General features: G+C 61.4%; 19 protein-coding genes and 1 pseudogene. 16 read left to right on the top strand and 4 right to left on the bottom strand.

The window, feature by feature from the left end; translation table 11 throughout:
- Positions 1–116 precede the first annotated feature (116 nt).
- The 12 genes from H2170_05245 (at position 117) to H2170_05190 (ending at position 12,043) form a co-directional block, all read left to right on the top strand.
- A complete protein-coding gene (locus tag H2170_05245) occupies positions 117–512 on the top strand; it encodes a hypothetical protein (GenBank protein MCS6299490.1) in 396 nt (131 codons plus the stop codon).
- Positions 509–1,075, top strand: a complete 567-nt coding sequence (locus H2170_05240) for a hypothetical protein (GenBank protein ID MCS6299489.1) — start codon at positions 509–511, stop codon at positions 1,073–1,075. Before H2170_05245 ends, H2170_05240 begins: the two co-directional genes overlap by 4 nt.
- On the top strand, positions 1,056–1,631 hold the full coding sequence (locus H2170_05235; GenBank protein MCS6299488.1) for a DUF3102 domain-containing protein: 576 nt from the start codon (positions 1,056–1,058) through the stop codon (positions 1,629–1,631). The genes H2170_05240 and H2170_05235 overlap by 20 nt, the downstream gene beginning before the upstream one ends.
- A 37-nt stretch (positions 1,632–1,668) precedes the next feature.
- A complete protein-coding gene (locus H2170_05230) occupies positions 1,669–1,962 on the top strand; it encodes an AbrB/MazE/SpoVT family DNA-binding domain-containing protein (protein MCS6299487.1) in 294 nt (97 codons plus the stop codon).
- A complete protein-coding gene (locus tag H2170_05225; GenBank protein ID MCS6299486.1) occupies positions 1,959–2,381 on the top strand; it encodes a PIN domain-containing protein in 423 nt (140 codons plus the stop codon). Before H2170_05230 ends, H2170_05225 begins: the two co-directional genes overlap by 4 nt.
- Before the next feature lie 2,345 nt (positions 2,382–4,726).
- On the top strand, positions 4,727–6,310 hold the full coding sequence (locus H2170_05220; GenBank protein MCS6299485.1) for a transposase: 1,584 nt from the start codon (positions 4,727–4,729) through the stop codon (positions 6,308–6,310).
- Between the two features lie 213 nt (positions 6,311–6,523).
- On the top strand, positions 6,524–6,940 hold the full coding sequence (locus H2170_05215; protein MCS6299484.1) for a PD-(D/E)XK motif protein: 417 nt from the start codon (positions 6,524–6,526) through the stop codon (positions 6,938–6,940).
- 689 nt (positions 6,941–7,629) lie between these two features.
- The gene (locus H2170_05210) at positions 7,630–7,989 is read left to right on the top strand and encodes a hypothetical protein (protein ID MCS6299483.1); all 360 of its coding nucleotides are present in this window, start codon (positions 7,630–7,632) and stop codon (positions 7,987–7,989) included.
- Entirely contained in the window at positions 7,986–9,452 is a 1,467-nt protein-coding gene (locus tag H2170_05205) for an IS21 family transposase (GenBank protein ID MCS6299482.1), read from the top strand. The genes H2170_05210 and H2170_05205 overlap by 4 nt, the downstream gene beginning before the upstream one ends.
- Complete coding sequence (locus tag H2170_05200; protein MCS6299481.1) at positions 9,449–10,216, top strand: ATP-binding protein; 768 nt, start codon at positions 9,449–9,451, stop codon at positions 10,214–10,216. The genes H2170_05205 and H2170_05200 overlap by 4 nt, the downstream gene beginning before the upstream one ends.
- Positions 10,217–10,289: 73 nt before the next feature.
- Positions 10,290–11,633 carry an ISAs1 family transposase gene (locus H2170_05195; GenBank protein ID MCS6299480.1) on the top strand — a complete coding sequence of 448 codons (1,344 nt, stop codon included), beginning with the start codon at positions 10,290–10,292 and terminating at the stop codon, positions 11,631–11,633.
- Complete coding sequence (locus tag H2170_05190; GenBank protein MCS6299479.1) at positions 11,630–12,043, top strand: hypothetical protein; 414 nt, start codon at positions 11,630–11,632, stop codon at positions 12,041–12,043. The genes H2170_05195 and H2170_05190 overlap by 4 nt, the downstream gene beginning before the upstream one ends.
- A gap of 94 nt (positions 12,044–12,137) precedes the next feature.
- Here the strand turns inward: H2170_05190 and H2170_05185 are convergent, their stop codons facing one another.
- The 3 genes from H2170_05185 to H2170_05175 form a co-directional block, all read right to left on the bottom strand.
- A complete protein-coding gene (locus tag H2170_05185) occupies positions 12,138–13,025 on the bottom strand; it encodes a hypothetical protein (protein MCS6299478.1) in 888 nt (295 codons plus the stop codon).
- A gap of 122 nt (positions 13,026–13,147) precedes the next feature.
- Positions 13,148–15,433 carry an NADH:ubiquinone reductase (Na(+)-transporting) subunit F gene (locus H2170_05180; GenBank protein ID MCS6299477.1) on the bottom strand — a complete coding sequence of 762 codons (2,286 nt, stop codon included), beginning with the start codon at positions 15,431–15,433 and terminating at the stop codon, positions 13,148–13,150.
- A gap of 31 nt (positions 15,434–15,464) precedes the next feature.
- Positions 15,465–16,469: a galactose mutarotase gene (locus H2170_05175; GenBank protein MCS6299476.1), complete on the bottom strand. Its 1,005-nt coding sequence runs from the start codon at positions 16,467–16,469 to the stop codon at positions 15,465–15,467.
- A 187-nt stretch (positions 16,470–16,656) separates the two neighbouring features.
- Between H2170_05175 and H2170_05170 the strand changes: the two genes are divergently transcribed.
- The 3 genes from H2170_05170 to H2170_05160 all read left to right on the top strand — a co-directional run bounded on the left by H2170_05170 (position 16,657) and on the right by H2170_05160 (position 20,894).
- On the top strand, positions 16,657–17,508 hold the full coding sequence (locus H2170_05170; protein MCS6299475.1) for a helix-turn-helix domain-containing protein: 852 nt from the start codon (positions 16,657–16,659) through the stop codon (positions 17,506–17,508).
- Between the two features lie 548 nt (positions 17,509–18,056).
- Positions 18,057–19,463: a transposase gene (locus H2170_05165; protein MCS6299474.1), complete on the top strand. Its 1,407-nt coding sequence runs from the start codon at positions 18,057–18,059 to the stop codon at positions 19,461–19,463.
- A gap of 186 nt (positions 19,464–19,649) precedes the next feature.
- Positions 19,650–20,894 (top strand): transposase, encoded by a 1,245-nt coding sequence (locus tag H2170_05160; GenBank protein MCS6299473.1) that lies wholly within the window; start codon positions 19,650–19,652, stop codon positions 20,892–20,894.
- A gap of 170 nt (positions 20,895–21,064) precedes the next feature.
- Here the strand turns inward: H2170_05160 and H2170_05155 are convergent, their stop codons facing one another.
- Positions 21,065–22,558: a hypothetical protein gene (locus tag H2170_05155; GenBank protein ID MCS6299472.1), complete on the bottom strand. Its 1,494-nt coding sequence runs from the start codon at positions 22,556–22,558 to the stop codon at positions 21,065–21,067.
- Between the two features lie 101 nt (positions 22,559–22,659).
- Here H2170_05155 and H2170_05150 point away from each other — a divergent pair.
- Positions 22,660–22,851, top strand: a pseudogene (locus tag H2170_05150) (transposase).
- Positions 22,852–23,005 lie beyond the last annotated feature (154 nt).

The raw sequence follows: 23,005 nt of genomic DNA, 5'->3' as shown, positions 1-23,005 counted from the left end.
CTTCTAAAGAAGAAGAGAGCGAGCTACGCTAACGCTCGCCTCTCTTCTTTCGACGGGACGGACAAACCGCGCGCGCCGCTCCGACTACTCGCTACTTTCGCCAAAGGAGGTGCCCGATGAACTCACGCGAAAAAGGCAAACGCGGTGAACGCCGCTGGCGTGACGTGCTACGCGAAGCCGGCTTCCTCAAAGCCCATCGCGGCGTGCAGTACTCGGGCGGCACCGACTCGCCCGACGTGGCCTGCCCCGAGCTGCCAGGCATCCACTTCGAGGTGAAGGCCGTCGAAGCGCTCAACATCTGGCGAGCGATGGACCAGTCCATTCGTGACGCCGGTGTGCGCAAGACGCCGGTGGTGGCCCACACCCGCAACCGCTCAGGCTGGCTCGTGACGATGCGAGCCGACGACTGGCTGACCCTCATCCGGCAAAGCGACCACGTCGTCGCAATCGAGTCACCCGACGCCGATTCCTTGCCCTTTGCGGCCGCTTCAACCCCCACGCCCTCGCCATGACCTGCGCCGACCGCCAAGCAGTCCGCGATGCCCAATACTCGGAGGCCTATCGAACGTGGGTGGCCAGCCTGCCCCCCGCCGAACGAGCTCAACTCGCGGCGGGGGGACTGGCGCAACCCGACGCATCGCGTCACACCAACACGCCCCAGCACGACGACACCTTGCTCGAACGTCGCGCTGCGCCCGAACCCACACCCGACGCCGTCGCTGAGGACGCCGATGAAACCAACCCAGCCGACCCGACTGCCGACCAGGTCGCGGCCTCAGCATCGGCGATCCTCGCCTCGTTCTGTGCCCGCATTCGGTCGCACCCCAACCCGATGCTCGCCTTCGATGCCGCCTGTTTCGCGTCCGGCCTGATGGACATCGAAGGCCTGAGCGAAGCCGCCCTCGCCGAACGCCACGGGGTGACACGCGCGGGGTTTTCCAAACTGGTCGTCCAGTGGTCCGAAACCTTCGGCCTGCCACCGTCGCGGGGGATGCGTTCCAAGCGCGCCCGCCGCATTTACCGCCTCGCCCAATTGACATCGCACACCTCGAAACATGACCGCGCCCAAAACTAAGCCCGTCTCCCTCGAAATCATTCCCTCCGTCGCTACCGGCGGGGGGATTGTTCTCTCCATTGACCTCGCGCTGGCGATCAATGCCGCGTTCACCACGGCCCAAACCCTAGCCGGTTCGGCCCGAGAAAAGGCCCAGCACGCCATCGTTGCGGCCATCGACTGCGGGCGATTGCTCGAACGCCAAAAAGGCAGTCTTCCCCATGGGGCCTGGACAGATTGGCTTGCCGCGAATTGTCCTGAAATCTCGGCACGAACGGCCCAACGCTACATTCGATTATCAAAAACGACACATGTGTCGTTTTTCAATGATGCCCAGTCGTTGCGCCAGGCTTACCTCACCACGGGGGTATTGCCCGAACCGGCTCCCCGCGAAGCCGTCCAGCCCGACGCGAATACGCCGGTGATCAAATTCACGAAGGGACTGGATCAATTCCGCCGCTGGTATCACCGCCGCACCGACGACACCCCATTGGCCAAGTGGACGCCCGAAGCCCGCCGTCTGCTCCGGCAAGAGCTCACCTGGTTCAAAAAACTCCACGACGACCTCGCCGCCTAGAATGCAGATGGGCCCACATCGCAAACGCTTGGGGGTGATGCTTGCCATCCGCGATGCCGCCATGCAGCATTACGGCATGACTCTCACCCTTCCCATTAGCAAACGCGGCGGCCTAACCCTTCCTCCCGCTCTTCGCCGTAAGCTGGGGCTTGATGGAATCGATAGCCCGTTGGTGATCGTGGAGGAGCGGGATGGGGGGCTTTTTCTGCAAGCCGCCGCCGCCGTGCCGGTGCGCAACATCCCGCGCGAGAAATTAGCCCGATGGATCTCCCGTGATGAAACCGAAATGGCCGCCTTCACCCGCCTCGGAAAAGCCAAGTCGAAGAAGTGAAGCTTTTCATTGATACCAGCGTCCTGCTGGCGGCCGCAGGTTCGGCCAAAGGTGCCTCGCGCTACCTGTTTACCCACGCCGAAACCAATGGGTGGGAATTGCTCTCGTCGCTTTATTGCGTCGAGGAGACCGATCGCAACGCCCGTAAGCTTGGGCCCAAAGCCTTGCCTTACTGGCGATCATCCCTCCTCCCTCGACTCACCCTTGTCCCCATCGAGCTCGCCTACGACAAGGTGTTGGTTTTCCCAAAGGCTAAGGATCGGCCCGTACTGCTTTCCGCATTGGGCGCCGAGGCCGACGTTTTACTCACACTCGACGAAGCTGATTTCCAGAAGGTGATTGGGTCGCAGGTTTACAGTCTCCAGGTCCGCAGTCCCGGCCAATTCCTGATCGAACAGCGCGAAGCCGGTCGTCTCTGATCACCCTCAGCAGGTAGGAGTTCGCTTGCGAGCGATGTGGGCGGGGGGCCTCAATGGATTTCGTCTGCCCCCACGACTTCGGGGGTCGCAACGCCTGCGCTCGCTCCGCTCCCTTGGCGAACCCGCTAACGCGCTCCGGCGTAAGCCGCACGATAATCCGCCCGCAGACGCTGGTGGTCGTTCGCCCTCCATTCCGCTACGTACGTGCGTTCCGCCTGCGGGTCCCAGGGGCCGCCCAGCCGGGTGGCCGCAACGTCCTTCGCCCCTCACGCCACGGATCCTGCCGAGCCAGGAACCGCGTCGTCGAAACGGGGCTACGGCCGAGACGGCCACAAACCCCCGGCCCGGCGGCCCCTGTGCCCCTCCGTCTCCACTCCCGCACTCCGCTCCATTCCGGTCGCCCGACCGCCAGCGCCTGCTCGCCTGTCCGGCTGCTAACGCCCTCAACGAACCAATTCCAGCGGTGCGAGACAGCGGCCCTCGATTCCGCGCCTGCCGAGCCAGGTGCTCACCGAGAGCCGCCGACTCGCCCGGCCTCAACGATTTGGGACCACCGCTCGCGGACTCGCTACGGCCCACCTCATGCGCCGGAAGGCTTTGATGCGCGGGGCGACAACGCCCCACGGCCAACCAACGACAGCGGCTCGTTCGCAAGCTCACTCACGGCCCACAATGGAACGCGCGCGAAAAACGCGGGCGGCACCTCCGTGAGCCCCGGCACCCGCAGTGCCAGGCCCGGCGAGGGCGACGGCGGCAGGCACGCGACGGCGTTCCCCGAGTCACGTCCGACGTCGTGTCCAGCCGTCCACGTCCCACGTCCGGGCTGATCTGGCACAGCGGCTGCGCGGGTTCCGCGTGTAATAGGACATTATGGCCAATGGGTGCCGATCCGCCCCTCAGTCCAAGCATTCCATCGGGGCGGCACCTTCCCTCCGCCGAGCCTCCGGCATGTGGTCATAATGTCGTATTACACGCTCCACCCTCGGGGCTCACTACGGTGCGTTGTCAGTATGCGCGCGCACCCAGAAATATCACTCGGCTTCGCCGGTAGAACGTCTTTTAGCGGCGCTACCGCGCGAATGGAATACCCCCCGCCCCCGCCCGGGCCGTCCCTTTTCTAACGCGTCACGTCGCTGGGCGGGTTGGCACAAAGCCATCGCTGGTCCGGCCGGCCGCCAGGCGCCCCCCCAAGTTCACTCGCAAGCTCGTTCACGGGGGGAGCTTCCCCCCGCCGCCCAGCCGGCGCGGTGGCCCCGCGCGTCCTCGCCGCGACGCTCCGCTGGCGACTCGGCGCGCCTTGCGTGCCTCTGGCACGCGGCTACGTCGTGCCGTGCTCGCCCAGCCTCGCCGCGGCCCGACTCCGCGCCCGAGGGCCGGGCTACGCCCGCCCCGTACCTCGAACCCCAAACCCCGAACCACCCGAGCCCCGAGCCACCAGCGCGGGTCACAAAAAGGGGTCGGGGCGTTACATGGATACATCGGCGGCAAAGAGATAACCCAAAGAAAATAAACCCAAAGGGGTCAGGGTGGAATGGCGCTTAGTTAAGGGGTATTATCGTCAGACCTGGTTAGATCGCCCCTTTCAGGGCTTGTGCACTTTACCTCATGATTCCTAGGGCGTTGCCCTAGGTTGTGGTAGAGTGCCCCGTTGGGGCGGTCGGGCCTAACTCAGGTGATTTCCAAAGGGGTCAGGGAGGAACAGAAAAAGGGGTCAGGACGTTACATGGATACATTGCCCCAAATGTGCGGAGTATTAGTAATCGCCGACTCTTCTAGTTTTTCCGAGCTTAAGAGTCCCGCACGGTTCAAACGGGTAAATGAGGAGCTATAAGAGGCAATGGTTTGCCATTAATCCGATAAACTCCAAAGTCCCTCAAGTCGGTAGTGATAATTCGCGCCTGGGGGTTTCGTTCTGCTAAACTTAGCACGCAGGCATCGGCCAAATCCATTCGCGGCCAATATTTCATCATCCATTCTAAAATTTTGGAATTGGAGAGGGATTGAGAAGGGGTCATGTTTTACCCTTTACCTTAGGCTAATTCAAAAGGGGTCTGGCCGTGTTTTGTTAGTTTATTTGGCGTCTGGCAGAAGGGGCCATGTTTTACCCTTTATCTTAAGCGGCTATTTATAACGAATAATTCTAACGGGGTCAGCCTGAATGGCGCTTGGTTAAGGCGTGTAATCGTCAGTCCTGGTTAGATCGCCCCCTCAGGGCTTGTGCACTTTAGCCCATGATTCCTAGGGCGTTGCCCTAGGCTTGAGCCTCCTCGAAAAGGCTTTTGGTTTTTTTATTAAAAACAACTTATGTGATTTAAGTTTTCCGTAAAAGTGCCGTATTGTACTGCATGAAAACAGGAAACAAAATAAGTAGCGGCGTTAAATTATCAAGTAACGAATCGATCGTTTATCCCTCCGGCGACTTCTTTTCAACCCCGGCGCGCAGTGATTTTGGTGATTTCTTACTGCAATTACAGCGCTTTTGGCGGTCCCACCCCGAAATCGAAGTGGCCATGACCGCCGATCTCGACGCCCACGCCATGGCGGAAAAGCGCGAACGGCGGAAGGACCGGGAGTTCGAACTGGCGCAGACCGAGGCGTTGTTCGCCGTGCCGGCGTCAGGCACGGCGGAAAAAACGCAAGCCGAGTTCCTCGCCGCAGGGCGTCCGCGCACCCCCGCTGTTGTGGTTTTTATCACGGCCATGGCCACCGGTTACTTGGGGTCGCAATACAGTGCCTGCCCCCGGATGGTGCTGCTTGAATCGGCATCGTTGCGCACCTTGCTCGATGATTTGGGGTACACGCTGCCTGCACCTAATACCGTTGGCCCCCTGATAAATCGCCTGAGTGAGAGTACTCTCGCCCTGATCCACCGGGCCCAATTGGCCGATATTTTGGCCGAAGGGCTCGATTCGTTTACCGATATCACCCTGGACAGCACGGCGATCAAGGCATCCAGTTGCTGGCCAACAGACTCCGGTATCATTTACCGCCTCTTTGAGCGAGCCTACCGCATGGGCGGCAAGCTCGACCAGGTCGGGCTTAACTCGCTGCAGGATGGCTGCAAAGACCACTGGCTGGAGGAGTTGCGAAAGAGCGCCCGCGCCATCGCCCTGCTGGGTGGTGGTCCCCGCCGAGCCCAAAAACTCCGGCTGCTCTACGACCAGTTTTACCAAATCGCCTGCAAGTTGGGCGGCAAGTTGCTCACCCAAGTAGAAGCCGCAGAGGCCGAAGCAAATGTTAAACTGGCCAAGCTGCGGCCCTCCAAGCGCCGGATCGCGGAAGACCTACTGGACTGCATCCACGGGGACGTGGTCGCGGTGATTACGACGATCCAGCAAAGCATTGCGCGGGTGCATGATGGGGTGAAGACCAGGTCGAGGGAAAGGGTCCTCAGCCTGGCCGATCGCAGTGCTGCTTTTATTGAAAAAGGCGGGCGGGAACCGGTGATTGGCTACAAGCCGCAATTGGCCCGCAGCCGCGGCGGTTTTGTCACCGCGCTGATTCTCGACGCGGGCAACGTGGCTGATTGCAAGCAACTGGTGCCCCTGCTGATCCAGAATATCGCCAACACGGGCCTGGTGCCGGCGAGCGCGAACGTCGACGACGGCTACTCCAGCGCCGAAGGGCTGGCGCAGGCATACGAGCTGAAGGTGGCCAAGGTGAGCATCTCCGGCGCCAAGGGGCGCGCCTTGCTCGGCGAGGAACTGTGGAACCACCAGGATTATATCACGCTTCGCGCCGAGCGCAGCGCGATCGAGTCGCTGATGTTTACGCTCAAGTTCAACCACGGGTTCGGCCGGCCGGGTCGTCGCGGGTTGGCGGCGGTGCGCAGCGAACTGACCCTGAAGATCCTCGCGCACAACTTTGACCGGATGATTTTGGTGCGCGCCAGAAGGTCTCAGGAAAAGCCGCTGCCCTTGGCGGCCTGAGTCGCTTCGCTCGTCGCGGCTAACCCAAATCGGTTCAATTAGTTCGGTGCAAAAGCCCCGGAGCGAACCGCCGTGGACTTCGCCGTTGGAAAAGCGACCTTGGTGATGGGGCCGGGGCTGTTTTTAGGCCGCCGCCCTTTCGTGAACACGTAAACCGAGTTCGTTCAGGGCTGTTTGCGCCCCCAGTGGCCGGCCGGGGCGGGAATACGCCCGTTGCGAAAGGCTTTTCGAGGAGGCTCTAGTGAGCGTCAACTCGACGATAGTCATGGCCCAATCCTGTTCCTTTATGTGCTCATGTTGGAGGCACAAGAGGGAGGCTTGGCCACCTTACCAGCCCTTGTGGCACAGGTACGCGCCGCCCTCGGGGAGTTGCCGGCGGCGCGAGAGGCCTTCGAGGACGCATTACTCGCTGCCCGCTATCTCGATCTGCATGCCCATCGCTACGCCGCGACCGGCTACGCGGTGCGCCAAGCCGACACCTTTCGCGTCGGCCCCGGCTTCCCTCGGATCATCGAGCGTGATCTTTCGCCCGGGGTAGGCGACGCCTCCTACCTGCTAAGTCTCGCAGCCTGCACCGACTTCGTTGCACCGACCGAGAGCATCGTCGCCGCCCTGCTCACTCCCATGTGAGCGGCGAGCGGGAAAGCGTCTATTTCTGGCGGTTAGGAATGCACTTCTTCTTCGGTGGATCTTCTTCCCCTTAAAAAGAGTAATACTCTTCTTCCGTGGGTGGGTTTTCTTCCCTGTCCGGCTGGGGATATGAGGGGTGCGAATGGGTGGAGATTGAACCGGCGGGACGCTTGGCGGATGCACAGCGATGCATCCAACCGGTTCACGCAAGTGTTTGCACTGTGTCGATTTCTTTCTGCCCGACGCGCATAACCGCGAGCGTCAGCGCTACTGCGGGAAGCCGGGATGCCGACGGGCGAGCCGGGCGGCCAGTCAGGCCAAATGGTTGGCGAAGCCGGAGAACCTCGACCACTGGAAAGGCCCAGAAAATGTCCAACGGGTGCAGGAGTGGCGGAAGGCCAATCCGGGGTACTCAAGGCGGAGGGGGCCGCGACGGCGGGTGGCGTTACAAGACATCCCAACTACGCAATCCGTTGTGCACCAGCCTAAAGCCGAGCCGGTCGCCGAGGTGGCGTTACCGAATCCCTGCGTGCCGTTACAAGACAGATGGGAGTCGCAAAACCCTGTGCTCGTGGGGCTTATCGCGCAGTTCGCCGGAGTGACGTTACAAGAGGACCTCGAACCCATGCTGCGACACCTGCAATCCCGGGGGCGGGTGATCCTGGGCATCGACGTCCAGCCGCCCGATTATGCAAAAACAACCGATCGATCGCGAACAACTCCGGCGCACGCCGGCCCAGTTTAGCTGGCTGGACCACCGGCTGGTGCGGGGCAATTACCTGGGGCGGGCCAGTGCCCCCGCCTGGGGCCTCTATCTGGTCCTGGTCACCGTGGGCGACGCCGACGGGCTGAGTTACTACGCCACGCGCACCCTGGCCCGGCTGCTCACGCTCAGCGAGGACGGCCTGGTCGAGGCGCGCCGGCAGTTAATCGAGGCCGGGGTGATCGCCTACGCCGCGCCACTTTACCAGGTGCTCTCCTTGGACCGGGGCAGGCCAACGCACACGCTGGCGGCAACGCCGCCGCCGAGCCGGGAGGTGGGCGCGTGATCGATTACGAACTGTATTGCCGGATAAAACAGGCGGAGGCGGCCGGTCACAGTGCGCCGCAAATCGCCCGCTCGCTCCAGTTGCACGTGCAGACGGTGAGGCGCTGGCAGGCGCAGGAAAAGTACGTGCGCAGCCAGGCCGCGCAGGTGCCTAGGCCAAGCAAGCTCGACGTGCACAAGCCGGCGATCGCGCGCTGGCTGGAGGCCCATCCGTTCACCGCCATGCAGCTCTGGCAAAAGGTGCGCGAGCGGGGGTACACGGGCGGGTATTCAATTTTGAAAGACTACGTGCGGCGGGTGCGGCCGAGGAACCTGGAGGCGTTTCTTACCCTCAAGTTTGCCCCCGGCCAGACCGCGCAGGTGGACTGGGGCAGTTTTGGCGCGGTGGAGGTGGACGGCACCCGGCGGGCTTTAAGTTTTTTCGTCATGGTTTTGGGGTACAGCCGGTTCCTGCATGTGGAATTTACCCTCGGGCAGGGCCAGGAGTGGTGGCTGGGCTGTCACCGGCGCGCCTTTGAAAAACTCGGCGGGGTGCCGCGCGAGGTGATGGTGGACAACTGCAAGACGGCCGTCCTCTCGCATGTGCCCGGGACCGACCCGGTGTACAACGCCCAGTACCTGGACTTTGCCCGGCACTACGGGTTTACGATAAAAGCGTGCGGGCCGGGGCATCCGCAGTCCAAGGGCATGGTGGAAAACGCGGTGGGTTACGTGAAAAAAAGCTTCCTTGGCGGGCGGCAGATGAACGGGTTTACCGAGCTGGGGCCGGCCGCCAGCTTGTGGCTGGAAACGGTGGCCAACGTGCGCGTTCACGCTGAAACCCAGGGCCGGCCGGTGGACCGGCTGCCCGAGGAGCGCGCTGCGCTCCTGCCGCTTAACCCGGTGGCCAGTCCGGCGGTGCGCACCTTAAGCGTGCGGGCGTCGCGGCGGTGCCGGGTGAGTATCGAAACGAACCGCTACTCGGTGCCCACGAAGTTTGCCGGGGCGCTACTCACCGCGCAGATCGAGGGGGCGCAGGTGAGGTTTTTTGCGGAACGCACCCTGGTGGCCGAGCACGCCCGCAGTTTTGCCCGCCGCGCCGATGTGGAAAACCCCGAGCATGTGCGCGAACTCGAGGAGCGCAAACGGCAGGGGGCGCGGCAGCGCCTGCGGCTACGGTTTTTGGAACTGAGCCCGGCGGCACCCGCCTACCAACGGGGGCTGGAGGAGCGCCGGCTCAACGCGGGACACCACCTGGCGACTATCGTGGGTTTGGTGGCCCTGTATGGAACGGAGGCAGTCGGCCGGGCGATCGAAAGCGCCCATGAACTCGGCGCCTACTCCAGCGATTACATCCTCAACTTGCTCGAACAACGCGCGCGGGCCTTGCCGCAAGCCGGGCCGATCCACCTCACCCGCGCCGACGCGTTGGCCGCACTGGAACTCGAACTACGGCCCCCGGATTTAAGCCCCTATACCCAATGAAAACAGAACCCGAAAAAAACGATTTATTAAAAGATCAACTCAAGTACCTGAAACTCGGTTACCTGCTGCGCCACCACGGCGAACTGACCGCCGAGGCGGCCAAGGCGCGCTGTTCGCACGCCGAATTTTTACGCCGACTGGTGCAGGCCGAGACCCAGGACCGCCAGATCCGGGCGCTGGAGCGGCGTATCCAGGCGGCGCGCTTCCCGGTCAAGAAAACCGTCGACCAGTTCCAGTGGGACTGGCCCAAGGAGTTGATCGAAGCGCAGGTGCGGCACCTCTTCGAACTGGGCTTTGTCAAGGAGCGCACCAACGCGGTGTTTTGCGGTGGTGTGGGGCTTGGGAAGACACATCTCGCGAGCGCGTTGGGCTACGCGGCCTGCCAGGCGGGTTACACGGTGCTGTTTACGACGGCGGTGGACGCGATCAACGCCCTGGTCACCGCCCAGTCCCTGCACCGGTTGCAAGCCGAGTTGAAGCGTTACATGACCCCTGCGGTGCTCGTGCTCGATGAGGTCGGCTACCTGCCGCTCGACAAGTCGGGGGCCGACCTGCTCTTCCAGATCGTCAGCCAACGCTACGAACGCGGCTCGCTGATCGTCACCACCAACAAGGCCTACAAACACTGGGCAGGGATCTTTAACAACGACGCTGGCATCACCGCGGCGATCCTGGACCGCCTACTGCACCGGGCCCAGACCGTCGTCATCGAGGGCAAATCCTACCGCATGAAAGACCGCCTGGCCGACGAACCCGCAAGCTGACCAGTCTCGAAAGCCGGCCCCTGGCGGGGCCGGTCATCGGCTTTTACGACAGGTGATTTTGTAACCGCCAGAAATAGACGGTGTTCGCGCCGCCGCTCACAGGGTAGCCGCAACCCAAGAGCATGAGTGGTTCGACCAACAGCTTCGAGATCGGCATTATCTTGGGCCTGGGCAGCCTGTGGGCGACTACCTGCGGCAGGTGGTCGAACGAGGCGGGCAAGCTGTCGCGCTGTTGGTGTGGGGGCCGGCCTGTTATGCACTCAAGGACCGCGACCAGTGGATTGGCTGGAGTGCGACTACGCGGGTGGAGTGCCTCAGCCTGATCGTGCAAAACCGCCGGTTCCTCCTGCTCACCCCCAAGGGAGGCGAACCGAACCTGGCTTCGCAGGTGCTCGGGTTGGTGCTGCGCGAACTCGCCGACCAATGGCATACCCAGTTTGGTTACACCCCGCTACTCGCCGAAACTTTTACTAATCCAGAGTCCTTCGAGGGAACCTGTTACAAGGCGAGCAACTGGACGGCGGCGGGCACCACGGCGGGTTACAGTCGGCACCGAGCGGACTTTTATGTGGCCAACGACAGTCCCAAAAAGTTGTGGCTGCGCGAACTTATGAGCGGGGCTCGCCGCTGCTTGCGCGAGGCGGATTTACCCGAGGTGCACCGGGCGGGGCTGCGGGCGGCCCCATCGGGCACGATGCCGCTGCTCGCCGTGCAGCGAGGCAGCCTGCTGGAGCTCTTGCGCACGGTGCCTGATCCGCGTGGGGCCAACACCCGATACCGCATCGCCCCGGTGCTCACACTGGTGGCGATGGCGCTGATGGCCGGACGGCGTGAAATCGCCGAGATCGCGCGCTTCGCCACCACCCTCAGCCAAGCCCAGCGCCGCGAGTTGTGCCTGCCGCGCAAGGTCGGGACGAAGGCCTTCTGGACGGTGCCTGGATACAGTGTTTTTTATCAGGTCCTCACCCGGCTCGATCCGGCAGCCTTCGCCGAGAAACTCAGCGGCTGGCTGGCCGCCCAAGTCGGCAGTTTACCCGCAGCCCTGGCCATGGACGGCAAGATGATCCGTGATCAAGTGGGACTGCTCACCCTGGCCGACCACGAAGACGGCACGCCGTTTACCGTGGTGGTAATCGACCAAAAAGAGGGCCCTTCTCGCAGCGAACAACCCAGCGCAACCCAAGCGATAATCAACGGCCCAGCCCTTGACGAAAAAGTGGTCACAGCCGATGCCCTGCACTGTCAAAAAGACACCGCCCGGGCGATCGTCGAGCGCGGCGGTGATTATCTCCTGCAGCTCAAAGGCAACCAGCCCAAGATGCATGCCTACGCCCAGGCCTGCGAGGGGCCGCTTGCGCCCCCTTTTTTTTTGCCCACACCGAACCCGGCCAAGGACGCATCAACCAGTGGGAGTTGAAGGCCCTTGCCATCGAACCCGAGACGATCGGGCACCCTTTCGTGCGCACGCTGGTCATCGTCCGGTCCCACCGCGTGGTCAAACATACCGGTGAGGGTAAGCCGCTCACACGCTACTACCTATCGAGCCGCCTGCCCGATGCGCACACCCCGGCCCAATGGTTGGGCTTGATCCGCGGCCACTGGGCCGGGGTTGAAAATCGCAACCACTGGCGACGCGACGCCCTCTTTGGCGAGGACCACTCTCGCACCCGCAATGTCAATGCCTTAGCCAACCTAGCTCTGCTTCGTAGCGCCGTCCTGCGTCTGTTTGCCTCCCACTTTCCTTCGGCCTCCACCCCTGTCATCCTCGAAACCCTCCACTCAAATCCGGCTCGCTGTCTCGCCCTTGCTTGCTCCCATCCCCGCTAAAACAAAAGACCCTGCGTCACGCCCAAATGTTAACATGTTTCGGCTTGGCCCCTTCGGCTTGTCGCCCTTAGGCTTGTCGGCGCAATCGAAGTCCTCAGCCGGCGGCGGCGAAACAATCGCGGGCGAGATCGCGATAAAGCAGCGCTTGGGCGTAGCGGTCAGTTTCTTCGGTTGGCTTGTGGTGATCGGGAGAGAATTTGCGGGCGTAGTAGTAGAGACTGGTGAGCAGCTCAGGGGCGAAAATGAGCACGTCGCCCGGGCCGGCGTGACGACGGAAACCGGCCATGGAGCGCGTCCACATTTGGCGGAAATCGGCGAGGTAGTCGGCACCGTGGGCGAGACGGGGTTTGTCGTGCAGGTTCTCGATGGGAGCCTGTATCCAACCGGGAGCGGCGATGCGGCCATGCATAAAACCGGTGCGGTCCAGAATGGGTTGGATGAATGCGAGCTTGTGGTCGAAATCTCCGTAGACCATCTCTTGGCCGCAGTAGTAATGGGAGAGGTCGATGTTGAAGCGGATTTCGGGGAAACGTTTGGTGAGCTCCACAGTGCGCCACATGTCCTGGGTGATGGTGGCGCGGTGGGTTTCGATGAAGATGGGGAGGTGGTGGCGGGCGGAGGCGGCGAGGGTGGCCTCGACAAGGCGGGCGACCTCGTCGTCGTTTTCGATGCCCCAGGCGATGTGGACGGTGAGACACTGGTCACCGCGCTCTGCGTGTTTTTGCGCGATGGGATCGGCCTCGGCGGGGGTGTTGATGCGGGCGAGACCGCAGAAGGGCAGCGTGGTGTCGGCGGGAGTGCCGGCGGGCGTGGTGAGTTGCACGCCCTCGAAACCGTCGGCGGCGAGACGGGCGTCGCGCGCGGTGGTGTCTGCGACCAGCGCTGGCGGAAAAATCGAGTCGGCTCGAAGGTCGAACAGGTTGTCGAGGTTGAGGTAAACACGGAGCTTGGGCGCGTCGGTGGTGCGGTCGTTGAGATACATGGGTGGGTTAACCACGAAATACACGAAAGTAGGAGGTGTGGCAGGGGATGCGCATGGCCTTGGTTTCAGTTGATCGGTTTTCGTGTGTTTGGTGTGTTTCGTGGTAGAACTCTGGGGTCTGATTAGAACTCGTCGTAGGCGATTTGGTGGGCGGGGACGCCGAGGTCGGTGAGGACTTTGACGCATGCTTTGATCATCATGGGCGGGCCGCAGAGATAGTATTCGACTGCCTTTGGGTTGGCGTGGGCGCGTAAGTATTTTTCCAGTACGACGTCGTGGATGAAGCCAGTGTGGCCGGTCCAGGCGTCTTCGGGAAGCGGAGAACTGAGGGCAAGGTGAAAGGCGAAGTTCGGGTGTGCGGCGGCGATGGTTTGGAAGTAGTCTTCATAGAAAATTTCCTGTTTGGAACGGGCTCCATACCAGAAGGAAACGCGGCGGGCGGTGTGCTCGGTCTCGAAGAGTTGCGAGAGGTGAGCGCGAAGCGGGGCCATGCCGGCGCCGCCGCCGATGTAGACCATCTCGCGTTGGGTGGGTTTGGGGTGGAAGTCGCCGAACGGGCCGATGGCGGTGACGGTGTCGCCGGATTTGAGGCTAAACACGTAGGCGGAGCCGACGCCGGGAGGGCAGGCCTGGCCGGGGGGCGGGGTGGCGATGCGGACGTTGAAGCGAAGGACGCGCTCGGAGGCTTGGTTGGAGGCGAGGGAGTAGTTGTTGCGGCGGACGGCCTCGGGGTTTTTGGCGACTAGGTCGAAGACGTGCTGGGTGCGCCAGACCGAGGCGTAAGGCTCGGGGATGTCGAAGTCGGCGAAACGGATTTCGGCGTAGGCGGGAATGTCGAGTTGGAGGTAGTCGCCGGGGGTGAAGGCAATTTTTTCAGAGGTGTCGATGGGCTCGAGCACGAGTTCTTTGATGAAGGTGGCGACGTTGCGGTTGGAGACGACGCGGAGGTGGTAGGTTTTTTCGGAGCGGGCGCCGGAGCCGCCCGAGTGGGCGACGTTGAGCCAGAGGCGGCCGGAGCGTTCCTCTAGGGGATAGGTGGCGAGACCGCGGCAGACGGGGGCTCGCGCGGGAGAGCCGTCGGCGAGGTTGAAGCGACCGTTGTGCTTGGGGCACTCGACGATTTTGCCCTTCACGAGTCCGTCGGCGAGGTGGGTGTTGCCGTGGGTGCAGATGCCGTCGGTCGCGTAGAGCTTGCGTTCGTCGTCGCGGTAGAGTGCGTAGGTTTTTTTGCCGTGATCGAAGCGGATGACGTCGGAAGGGCCGAGGTCGGCGGCGGCGCAGACTTCGATCCAGCCCTGGGCGTCGGGTAGCGGGGAGCGAGGGGCGGGTAGCGGGGAGTTAGAGGCGGCGCGGGACTTCGGCGCGGGGAGGACGCGTTTGACGTGGTAGGCGGGGTCTTTGACCTGGCGGAGGACGGAGGGGATGATCTCGCGCCAGGCGGAGAAGAGGCTCGGGTAGGGCGTCGGGCAGTCGTCCTTCACGGCGGCGTGGAGCTGGGGCAGGTTGTGGTAGGGCACCAGAGGGAACATATGGTGCTCCACGTGGTAGTTCATATTCCAATACAGATACCGGTGGATGAAATTCATATAGACCGTCCTGCAGTTGAGGCGGTGGTCGAGAACGTTTTCGGCGAGGCCGGTGTGCTGGGTGAGGCCGTAAACGACCATGAGCCAGGAGCCGAAGATGTTGGCGAGGCCGACGAATAGCAGCGGGAGAATGCTGCGGGTGACGATGGCGGTGGCGATGGCGGTGGCGTAGATGGCGACGGAGACTCGGGCTTTGAGGTAAATTTTGGAGAACTCGGTTTCGGGGATGTAGGTCTTCTCGTCGGCGGACATGCGGCCGGAGGCATGGCGGAAGATTTTTTTGAAGTAGCAGGGATAGACGTTGACGTTGAAGAAGCCGAGGAGGAGTGCTTTGAGGTCGGGCGGGCGGGGGACGGCGATCTCGGGGTCGCGGCCGACGATGATGGTGTCGGAGTGGTGGCGGGTGTGGGACCAGCGCCAGACGGTGGACTCGCGCATGACCATGAAGGAGGCGATCTCGTAGAGGACGTTGTTCATCCAATCGGTTTTGAAAGCGGTGCCGTGACCGGCCTCGTGCCAGCGGGAGTCGGAGGTCGAGGCGTAGAGGACAGCGTAGAACGCGTAGGGCAGGGCGGCCCACCAGCTGCCCCAGAGCGCGTAGGTGGCGTAGGCGGAGCCAAGGATGAGGACGAACCAGAGGAGCGTGTCGCGCAGGGCGGGGCCGTCGCGGCGCTCGAGGAGCTTGCGCATGGTTTCGCGGGGGATGGGGCATTGATACCACTCGGCCTCGGCGAGGCCGCGCTCGATGGCGCGGGTGGCGCTTTCGCCGGTGAGGGAGTAGTCGAGCTTGGTGGGAACGGGGAGGACGGCGTGGTCGGACATGATTCTAAAAGTTTAAGGGGTAAGATTAAGTTTAAGGGGCGGTGGTGAAGGCGTAGCGGGTGGTGTGGCGCTGGGGGTGGCCGGGGCGCAGGATGATGTCGCCGAGGGCGGGGGTGTTGGGTCCGTCGGGGTAGCCTTCGCATTCGAGACAGAGGCCGGTGTGCGGGTTGCTGAGTGCGGTGCCGACGTAGAGTTGCAGGCAGGACTCGGTGGTGCGGACGGTGATGACGCGGCCGCTGGCGGGATCGCTGAGGCGGGCGACTTCGCGCAAACCGGAAGCGGCGGGGAGGAAGTAGAGGTCGCCGTGGCGCTGGTGGAGGTGAGGGATGGCGTCGCCGAGTCGGCGGGGTTGGCGGAAATCGTTGGCGGGGGTGACGGGTTCGCGGAGGCCGAGAAGGGTCATGGTGGCGTCGGCGGGCGCGAAGGCGTCGGCGTTAATTTGCAGGGTGTGATCGGCGACGGAGCCGGCGTCGTGGCCGGACAGATTAAAGTAGCTGTGGTGGGTGAGGCTTAAGGGAGTGGCGCGATCAGTGGAGGCCTCGGAGTCGATGACGAGGGCGTTGTCGGCGGTGAGCGTGTAGGTGACGGAGACCGAGACGTTGCCCGGGTAGCCTTCTTCGTCGTCAGGGCTGAGGCGGGAGAGGAGGAGGGAATCGGCGCCGTCAGGACGAGTAACGGGCGTGGCGGACCAGACGTGTTTATCGAAACCGCGCACGCCGCCGTGAAGGTGGTTGCGGCCGTTGTTAATCGCAAGGGGGTAGGTGACGCCGTCTAGGGTGAAACGTCCGGCGGTGATGCGGCCGGCGACGCGGCCGGCGATGGCGCCGAAGTAGGGAAGGTTGGTGACGTAGGCGGCGATGTTGTCGAAACCTAGAACGACGTCGGCGAAGGCTCCGTGGCGGTCGGGCAAGCGGAGGGAGGTGACGATACCGCCGAGTGTGAGGATGGTTACGGTCGCGCCGGAGGGGTTGGTCAAGGTATAGGCATGGACCGATTCACCGGTGGGTAATGAACCGAAAAAGCGGGGTGAAGACATAAGCAGAGGCAATGAGAGTTATCATTTATACTAGGTCTTGGGCGGGGTGTCTTCTTGCTACGCGGCCTAAAGTTATCATTATTTGTCCGATATGTTGGAGGATTTGAAATTGGGTCCGCGTTATGATGGATTTCTTTTTTTGGCGGAATCGGCGCGGAATCCGCCTGTGCTGAAGCCGCATCATCATGTGGAGCTGGAGCTGAACGTGGTGGTGCGCGGGACGATAACCTATGTGGTCGGCGGGCGGCGGTTCACGTTTGGGAATCGGTCGCTATTGTGGATGTATCCTGCGCAGGAACACCAGTTGGTGAACCGCTCGGACGACGCGCAGAATTACGTCGCGGTGTTCAAGCCGGCCTTGATCGCGGAGGCGGCGCGCGGGGCGGGTTATGAAGGGCTGAAGCGTAAACAGACGGAAGTGGACGGGGTTTTGAACACGGTGCTGGAGCCGGCGACTTTTGATTTAATCCGGAAGACGATGGAGGTGACCGTGGTGGACGGACTGGATGGCGATGTACTCAACCGCGAGGCGGGCTTCGGGGTAGGGTCGGATTTTTCGTTTGAGCACGGTGATCCGGACGCGCTCAACGCGGCGCTGCGGCACCTATTGTTGCTCTGCTGGCGGTGTCAGCGCGGCGGGTTGGCGACGGACGGCGCGGTGGAGCTGCATCCGGCGGTGCGGCATGCGCTGGAGCTGCTGGGCGACGGCACGTGGGAGGATGATCTAGCGGGGCTCGCGAAACGCTGCCGGGTGAGCGAGGCGTATCTGAGCCGGGTGTTTGCGCGGCAAGTGGGTGTGCCGCTGAGCCGTTATCGTAACTCGACGCGGTTGGGGCGGTTTTTGGAGTTGCGGCGTGCGGCGGGGGGCACGCGGACGCTGACGGAGCTGGCGTATGAGGCGGGTTTTGGGAGCTACGCGCAGTTCTATAAAATCTACGTGCAGGAGTATGGACAAGGGCCGCGCGAGAGTGCGCGGGTTGCGTTGAACCTAAATCCGGCAATAGAAAGTACGGCCGGCGGGCGTTGCCAGTCGGTATAATGGTGTTGCGGCAGGCTGAACGGAAGCGCGATCAGCTTGGGGCGGTGGCCAAAGGCGGTTCAGGGCCGAGTACGGGGAAGTTTTCCTGTAAAATCCTCGCTACGATTTGCCCCCAGCGCTGGGCGGCACTCCATTGATTCGCACAACGGTGTTCAGTTTTTGGGGTGATTTGACGTAGGCAGATGCCCCGCGCGGGCAATACAGGGTGATCTTGGAGGCTGGAAAAATGGGTGTGGGATGCGGTTACGCCGAACGGCGCTGAAGGCTTATATTGAGTCGGGATGCCCGGCAAAAAAGATTTTATAAATGCTTGATATTGCTGTTTAGGGGGTCTTGGGGCCCCATAATGGCAACATCTTTATCATCACTAATCCCGAGTGAATCGTTCTTCGCTCCGTTGGCCGGCCTAGCGGAAAAATCCATCCATGCACGTAACTGTAACGAGATCTCCGATGCTCAATGGATTCAGATCGGCGTTACCCGTATAATCCTATAAGCCGCAGTTCGCATGAGTAGGTGGGAACGTAAGTTGCTTATAAGAGGGATCTATGAGCAACCTAACGGCAGTAATTGGCCTTCACCCGCAGGGTGAAAGGGAGGATCGGTTCCGGTTTGAGTGTGCGGGAGGCGCGGTGGCGGTGACGGACTCGACCGACCGATTCACGCCCTATGGTGGTGCGGCGGCATGGAGTCACTACCTTGAGCAGCTCGGAGTGGTCGCCGATTTGGCGCGACGATTCCCGCTTGAGCGCAGCAGCCCGAACGCGACGCCGGTGGGCGATGTGGTGCAGGCATTCATGTTCAATTGCCTCATGGGCGGTCGACGCTTCGCCCACGCCCGACGCGTGCAAGACGATCAAGCCTTGGCGGTGATCTTGGGTATGAAAAAGGGCCGCCTGTGCGGTGAAGATGCGCTTTATCGGATGATGGAAAAGGTGCCTCGTGAACAGGCCCGCACGTGGCTTGCGTGGAGTGAAGGTGATCTTTACGCAGCCCTGCCCACAGCGTTCGTCGGCGATTGGGATTCGACCGTGAACACCCGCTACGGAAAGCAAGAGGACGTCGCACGCGGCTATAATCCGCACAAACCGGGGCGGGGCAGTCATCATCCCTTGCTGTGTGTGGTCGCGGGCACACGCCTTGCCCTTTACATGGAGTGGCGGCCCGGAAACGAGGTCAGCGCGGGCCACTGGATCGAGGCGATGGAACGAGTCTGGTCGCATCCCGATGTGCCTGGCCGCCTGCAACTCAACCGGGGCGACATTGGCTTTGCGCAGGAAAAAATAATGGCCTGGCACGAGATGCCTGGGGTCGCCCGCCCGCGCTATCTGTTCAAGCTGAAGCTAACAGCCAACGTGCGCCGAGCCATCGCCAACGTGCCGTGGCCGGAGTGGGACGGACAGCCTAGCATTGGCATGGAGCAATACGCCGAGATCCGCGTAAAGCTCGACGGCTGGAGCTGTGAGCGGCGGGTCATCGTTACCCGCATACTCAAGCCCGCCAACCCAACGCCGCAGGATGTGTTCTGGGGCTTGGACCAAGAGGAATTTTGCGCCTATGTGACCAATCTGGATGTGCAGCAAGCCACGCCCCCACAGATCGTACTCACGTATCGCAAACGCGGCGACGCGGAGAACGTCTTTGATGAACTCAAAAACCAGTGGGGCTTCAGCGGCTTTTGCAGCGGCAAAGGCGTGGTCAGCGAAACGGCCGCCCGCCTGCTGCTTCTCACCTACAACCTGTGGAGCTTGTTTGTGCGGGTGCTCAAGGAAGAAGGCTGTCACCGCGAGGCGATCACCAGCCGTGACGACCTACTGGTCATGCCTGCTAAACTCGTTGAAAGCGGCCGACAGAAAACCCTCAAACTGAGTGTCGGCGAAAAATGGTGGGCTGCGATAAGTCTTTCCTATCAAAGGCTCGAACGTTGGCAATTGGCTCAATTGCGCCGCAGTTGAACCCACAGCAAACATTCGAGCGTTATCTCTGTTGGCTTAACCCTCTCAACCCCGACGACTGGCTCCCCAAACCCGCATCCTGAACTTCAACTGCGGGATCTAGGAGCCTGTCGGACTTGGAAAAATAAACGCATTAAATATTTGTATTATATTGACTACCAATTAAAAGCGTAACTAAGTAGTTCCATGGCAACCAAGTTCGTTATAATTGATCGGCGCACTCCGTTACTGCTGCCGCCCGACCTGCGGGATTGGGTGAAGCCGGATCACTTGGTGCATTTTGTCATCGATGCGGTTGACTTGATCGACGTCAGTTCGGTGTCCGTAAATCAGCGTGGGAGCGGCAGTGCGCAATACCCGCCGTCGATGCTCCTGAGTTTACTGACTTACAGTTACGCGACGGGAGTTTTTTCCAGCCGCCAAATTGAGCGCACGACCTATGAAAACGTGGCAGTGCGCCTGCTCTGTGCCGACACGCACCCCGACCACGATACGATTTGCACGTTCCGCCGGGAGAACCGGAAATTGGTGCAAAAAGCTTTTGCTCAATTACTTCAGATGTCTGCGGCGTGCGGAGTGTTAAAGATCGGCAACGTCACGGTGGCCGTCGATGGCACCAAAATACTTGCCAACGCCAGCAAGCACTCGGCGGTGAGTTATGCCCATGCGGTTAAGACGATGGAAGTCCTTGATCTGGAAATCGCTGAACTGTTGCGCAAAGCCGACGCTGCGGACGCGATCCCGCTGCAAGACGGGTTGACGATCCCCGCAGAGATCCAGCGGCGCGAGGAGCGCAAGGCGACGTTGGCCAAGGCCAAGGCGGAAATCGAGGCCCGGGCGCATCTGCGGTTTCAGGCGGAACAAGCTGAGTATGAAGCTAAAATGGCAAAACGCTCCGCGTCCGAAGCCGACACGGGTAAAAAACCGCGTGGCCCAGTTCCCGTTCAGCCCGACCCCACTCCGGGCACGAAAGACCAGGTCAACCTGACCGATGAAGTCAGCCGGATTATGAAAACGGGCAACGGCTTCCAGCAGTGTTATAATGCACAAGCCGGGGCCGACACCGACTCGCGCCTGATCGTCGGTGCGCGGGTCTGTAATGCGCCCAATGATAAACAGCAGCTTGAGCCAAACCTGGCGGCCATCGCGCAACATATTGAGGTGGCGAACGTACTGATTGACAGTGGTTTTGTGAGTGAAGCGGCGGTGACAAAGGCCGAGTCCGCACCGGACGCAACCACAACGGGCGTAACTGTATATGCAGCGATGAAACGGGAGCCGCATGGCCGCACGATCGCCCAACTCGAACAGCACGAAGACCCGCCGCAACCGGGCCCCGAGGCGAGCTTCGCCGAACGCATGATCCACCGCACCGCTACGGCCACCGGACGAGCGTTATATAGAGCCTGTCCCAAATTTCCGGATTTTTAAAAAGTGCGCAGAGGTCCATTGGGATTGCGGGCGAACGAGGTGGCACGAATCACCCCAGCGACGTTAAACGGCGGCCCGAATCGATTTTTCCCGCCCCCAAGCGCGGTAGTAAGGTACGGCAAAGCCGGGGCGAGCCCCAGGGTTATTCACATTTTTGCCGGAAAATTGAATTAAGCGGCCAGCGGAAGTGTTATTTCCTCGGCAAGGATTCGTGACACCAGCCAGAGGTTGTGACCGAGTACACTCCAACCCACCGAACGGTAGCGGTTGGCAAACCCTTTACAGCGCAAGCGTCCGCCGAGGCGTTGTTTGAGGATCGCAATGCGCGCTTCGGTCGCCGAACGGCGCCGCTGCAATTGGGCGAAGCGTTTTTCGCTCAAACGCTCCTTGAGCGCGTGCGGATCACGCGGGCATACCGCATCGTAAACGTCTTGTTGCTTGAGCATTGCGGAAGTTTTTTTGGTGGCGAAGCCGCGGTCGGTGCCGACCGCGCTAATCGGCGCACTCAGGTCAAAGCGGTTCTGCCGCGCCAGGCTTTCCTCGAGTTGGCACCATTCTGCCGGAGCCGCGCCCTGGTAGAGTTGCCAGTCGGTGATTAAACCGGAGAGCGCCTCGCTCAACAGCAACGAGTTGCCAAACTCGACTTGGCTCCCTGCTTTGCCGCGAACCAGTACGTTCACATCAAGTTCATGCACGCTGAGGATCTTTTGGTCGTTGGGCACCGGGCGTCCGCCGATGATGCGCTCGTGGGCCTGCTTGATGACGGCGGGCAGTTGGCCGAGCATAGCGTCGATGCGGGTGGTTATCCGCTTGGTTTGGCGTTGGCTGTAATGGGTTTGGCTATACTTCTGCGCCAACAGGTCGCGGTGGCGGCGGGCATGTTCTCCGATCGTGCGTAACAGCGTCTTCATCTTGCGCAGGATCTGTTTACGCGCGCGCTTGGCGTCGTTGCGGCGGCCTGCGTGGGTCATTGACATGCACAACTTGTTCATCTGCTTGGCAAAGCACTCCGGCTCTTCAGGCATACGGTGGAGCAGTCCAGCGCGGCGGATTAAAATCATGGCCTTGAGCAAAGTCTTGGACACATCACGCAACAGCACCCAGTCCACCGGGAAGTGGATGTTGGTCTCCAAGCACGTGCCGTCGATGAGGCAAACATCCATGTCCAGCGGCGCGCTCAACCCGAGTTCAGTGGCGCGATCCTTCTCGCCGCACATCTCCACCAACACTTGCCCCATCCAGCGCACCTGTTCGGCGGTGAAAAACTTCGAGGCCCGCTCCAGCACACTTTTGGACGCCCCCTTGATTCCCTCAAGCGTGCGAACACCGCAAAAATCCGCCAGTAAATCACTTGAGGCAATGCTACGGGAAAGCTCGCGAAAGGATATGTTGCCCAAATGCACCCGCAACACTTCAAAGCGTAACGCTTTGAGCGCAAACTCCATACGCTGGCGTAGTTGTGCGACACTGGCTTGGCCTGCCCCCGCCTTGGCAAAGTCCATCGCCATCGTCTCCAAGTGGCTGCCACGCAACAACGCGTCGAGTCCTTCCAATTGCTGGCGAAACTCGGCGTAATCTTTATTGGCACCGACTGGCGTTAGCGCCGGACGCAACCAGCGTTGCAGGGCAATGGCCGAGGTGGCGGATACGGGTTTTGACTTCATGGCCGATTATAGCGGCTTTTTTTTGACCAAAACCAGGGAATTACCCCTCTTTAGGCATCATTAAACTTATGCTAATAGTTCACTGCTAGGTTTTTATGCTTTCGGGACAGGCTCTATATAAACTACGGCAAGAAACCATTGAACCGATTTTTGGTATTATAAAAGAGGCGCTCGGCTTCCGACGTTTTTTAATGCGCGGACTGGAAAAAGTATCCCTCGAATGGGAGCTGGTGTGCCTGGCCTACAACTTTAAGCGTCTTCATCGCCTCAACGCCAAACTGCGGCCGGCCTAACCTCGCCAACGCAGGAAAACCAACCCTCAAACACCAAAAAAATCCGGACGCGCCATTGATTAACCGCCCTAATCCAACGGGCCACAGCCCGAAGGAGTATTTTAGGCCCCAAAATCTATCCGCCACACTCAAAGTTGGCGCGCGGGCCGGGGAC

It is taken from the genome of Opitutus sp. (assembly GCA_024998815.1).
Taxonomy (GTDB): Bacteria; Verrucomicrobiota; Verrucomicrobiia; order Opitutales; family Opitutaceae; genus Rariglobus.
The sequence above is the reverse complement of the archived record's forward strand: the minus strand, read 5'-3'. Positions and strand labels throughout refer to the sequence as shown.

Excerpts from the sequence above, each read along its gene's own strand:
- H2170_05180 (MCS6299477.1), bottom strand. The coding sequence starts at position 15,433 with ATGTCCGACCACGCCGTCCTCCCCGTTCCCACCAAGCTCGACTACTCC.
- H2170_05230 (MCS6299487.1), top strand. The coding sequence starts at position 1,669 with ATGCTTGCCATCCGCGATGCCGCCATGCAGCATTACGGCATGACTCTC.
- H2170_05175 (MCS6299476.1), bottom strand. The coding sequence starts at position 16,469 with ATGTCTTCACCCCGCTTTTTCGGTTCATTACCCACCGGTGAATCGGTC.
- H2170_05165 (MCS6299474.1), top strand. The coding sequence starts at position 18,057 with ATGAGCAACCTAACGGCAGTAATTGGCCTTCACCCGCAGGGTGAAAGG.
- H2170_05185 (MCS6299478.1), bottom strand. The coding sequence starts at position 13,025 with ATGTATCTCAACGACCGCACCACCGACGCGCCCAAGCTCCGTGTTTAC.
- H2170_05245 (MCS6299490.1), top strand. The coding sequence starts at position 117 with ATGAACTCACGCGAAAAAGGCAAACGCGGTGAACGCCGCTGGCGTGAC.
- H2170_05210 (MCS6299483.1), top strand. The coding sequence starts at position 7,630 with ATGCAAAAACAACCGATCGATCGCGAACAACTCCGGCGCACGCCGGCC.
- H2170_05220 (MCS6299485.1), top strand. The coding sequence starts at position 4,727 with ATGAAAACAGGAAACAAAATAAGTAGCGGCGTTAAATTATCAAGTAAC.
- H2170_05240 (MCS6299489.1), top strand. The coding sequence starts at position 509 with ATGACCTGCGCCGACCGCCAAGCAGTCCGCGATGCCCAATACTCGGAG.
- H2170_05200 (MCS6299481.1), top strand. The coding sequence starts at position 9,449 with ATGAAAACAGAACCCGAAAAAAACGATTTATTAAAAGATCAACTCAAG.
- H2170_05235 (MCS6299488.1), top strand. The coding sequence starts at position 1,056 with ATGACCGCGCCCAAAACTAAGCCCGTCTCCCTCGAAATCATTCCCTCC.
- H2170_05155 (MCS6299472.1), bottom strand. The coding sequence starts at position 22,558 with ATGAAGTCAAAACCCGTATCCGCCACCTCGGCCATTGCCCTGCAACGC.
- H2170_05160 (MCS6299473.1), top strand. The coding sequence starts at position 19,650 with ATGGCAACCAAGTTCGTTATAATTGATCGGCGCACTCCGTTACTGCTG.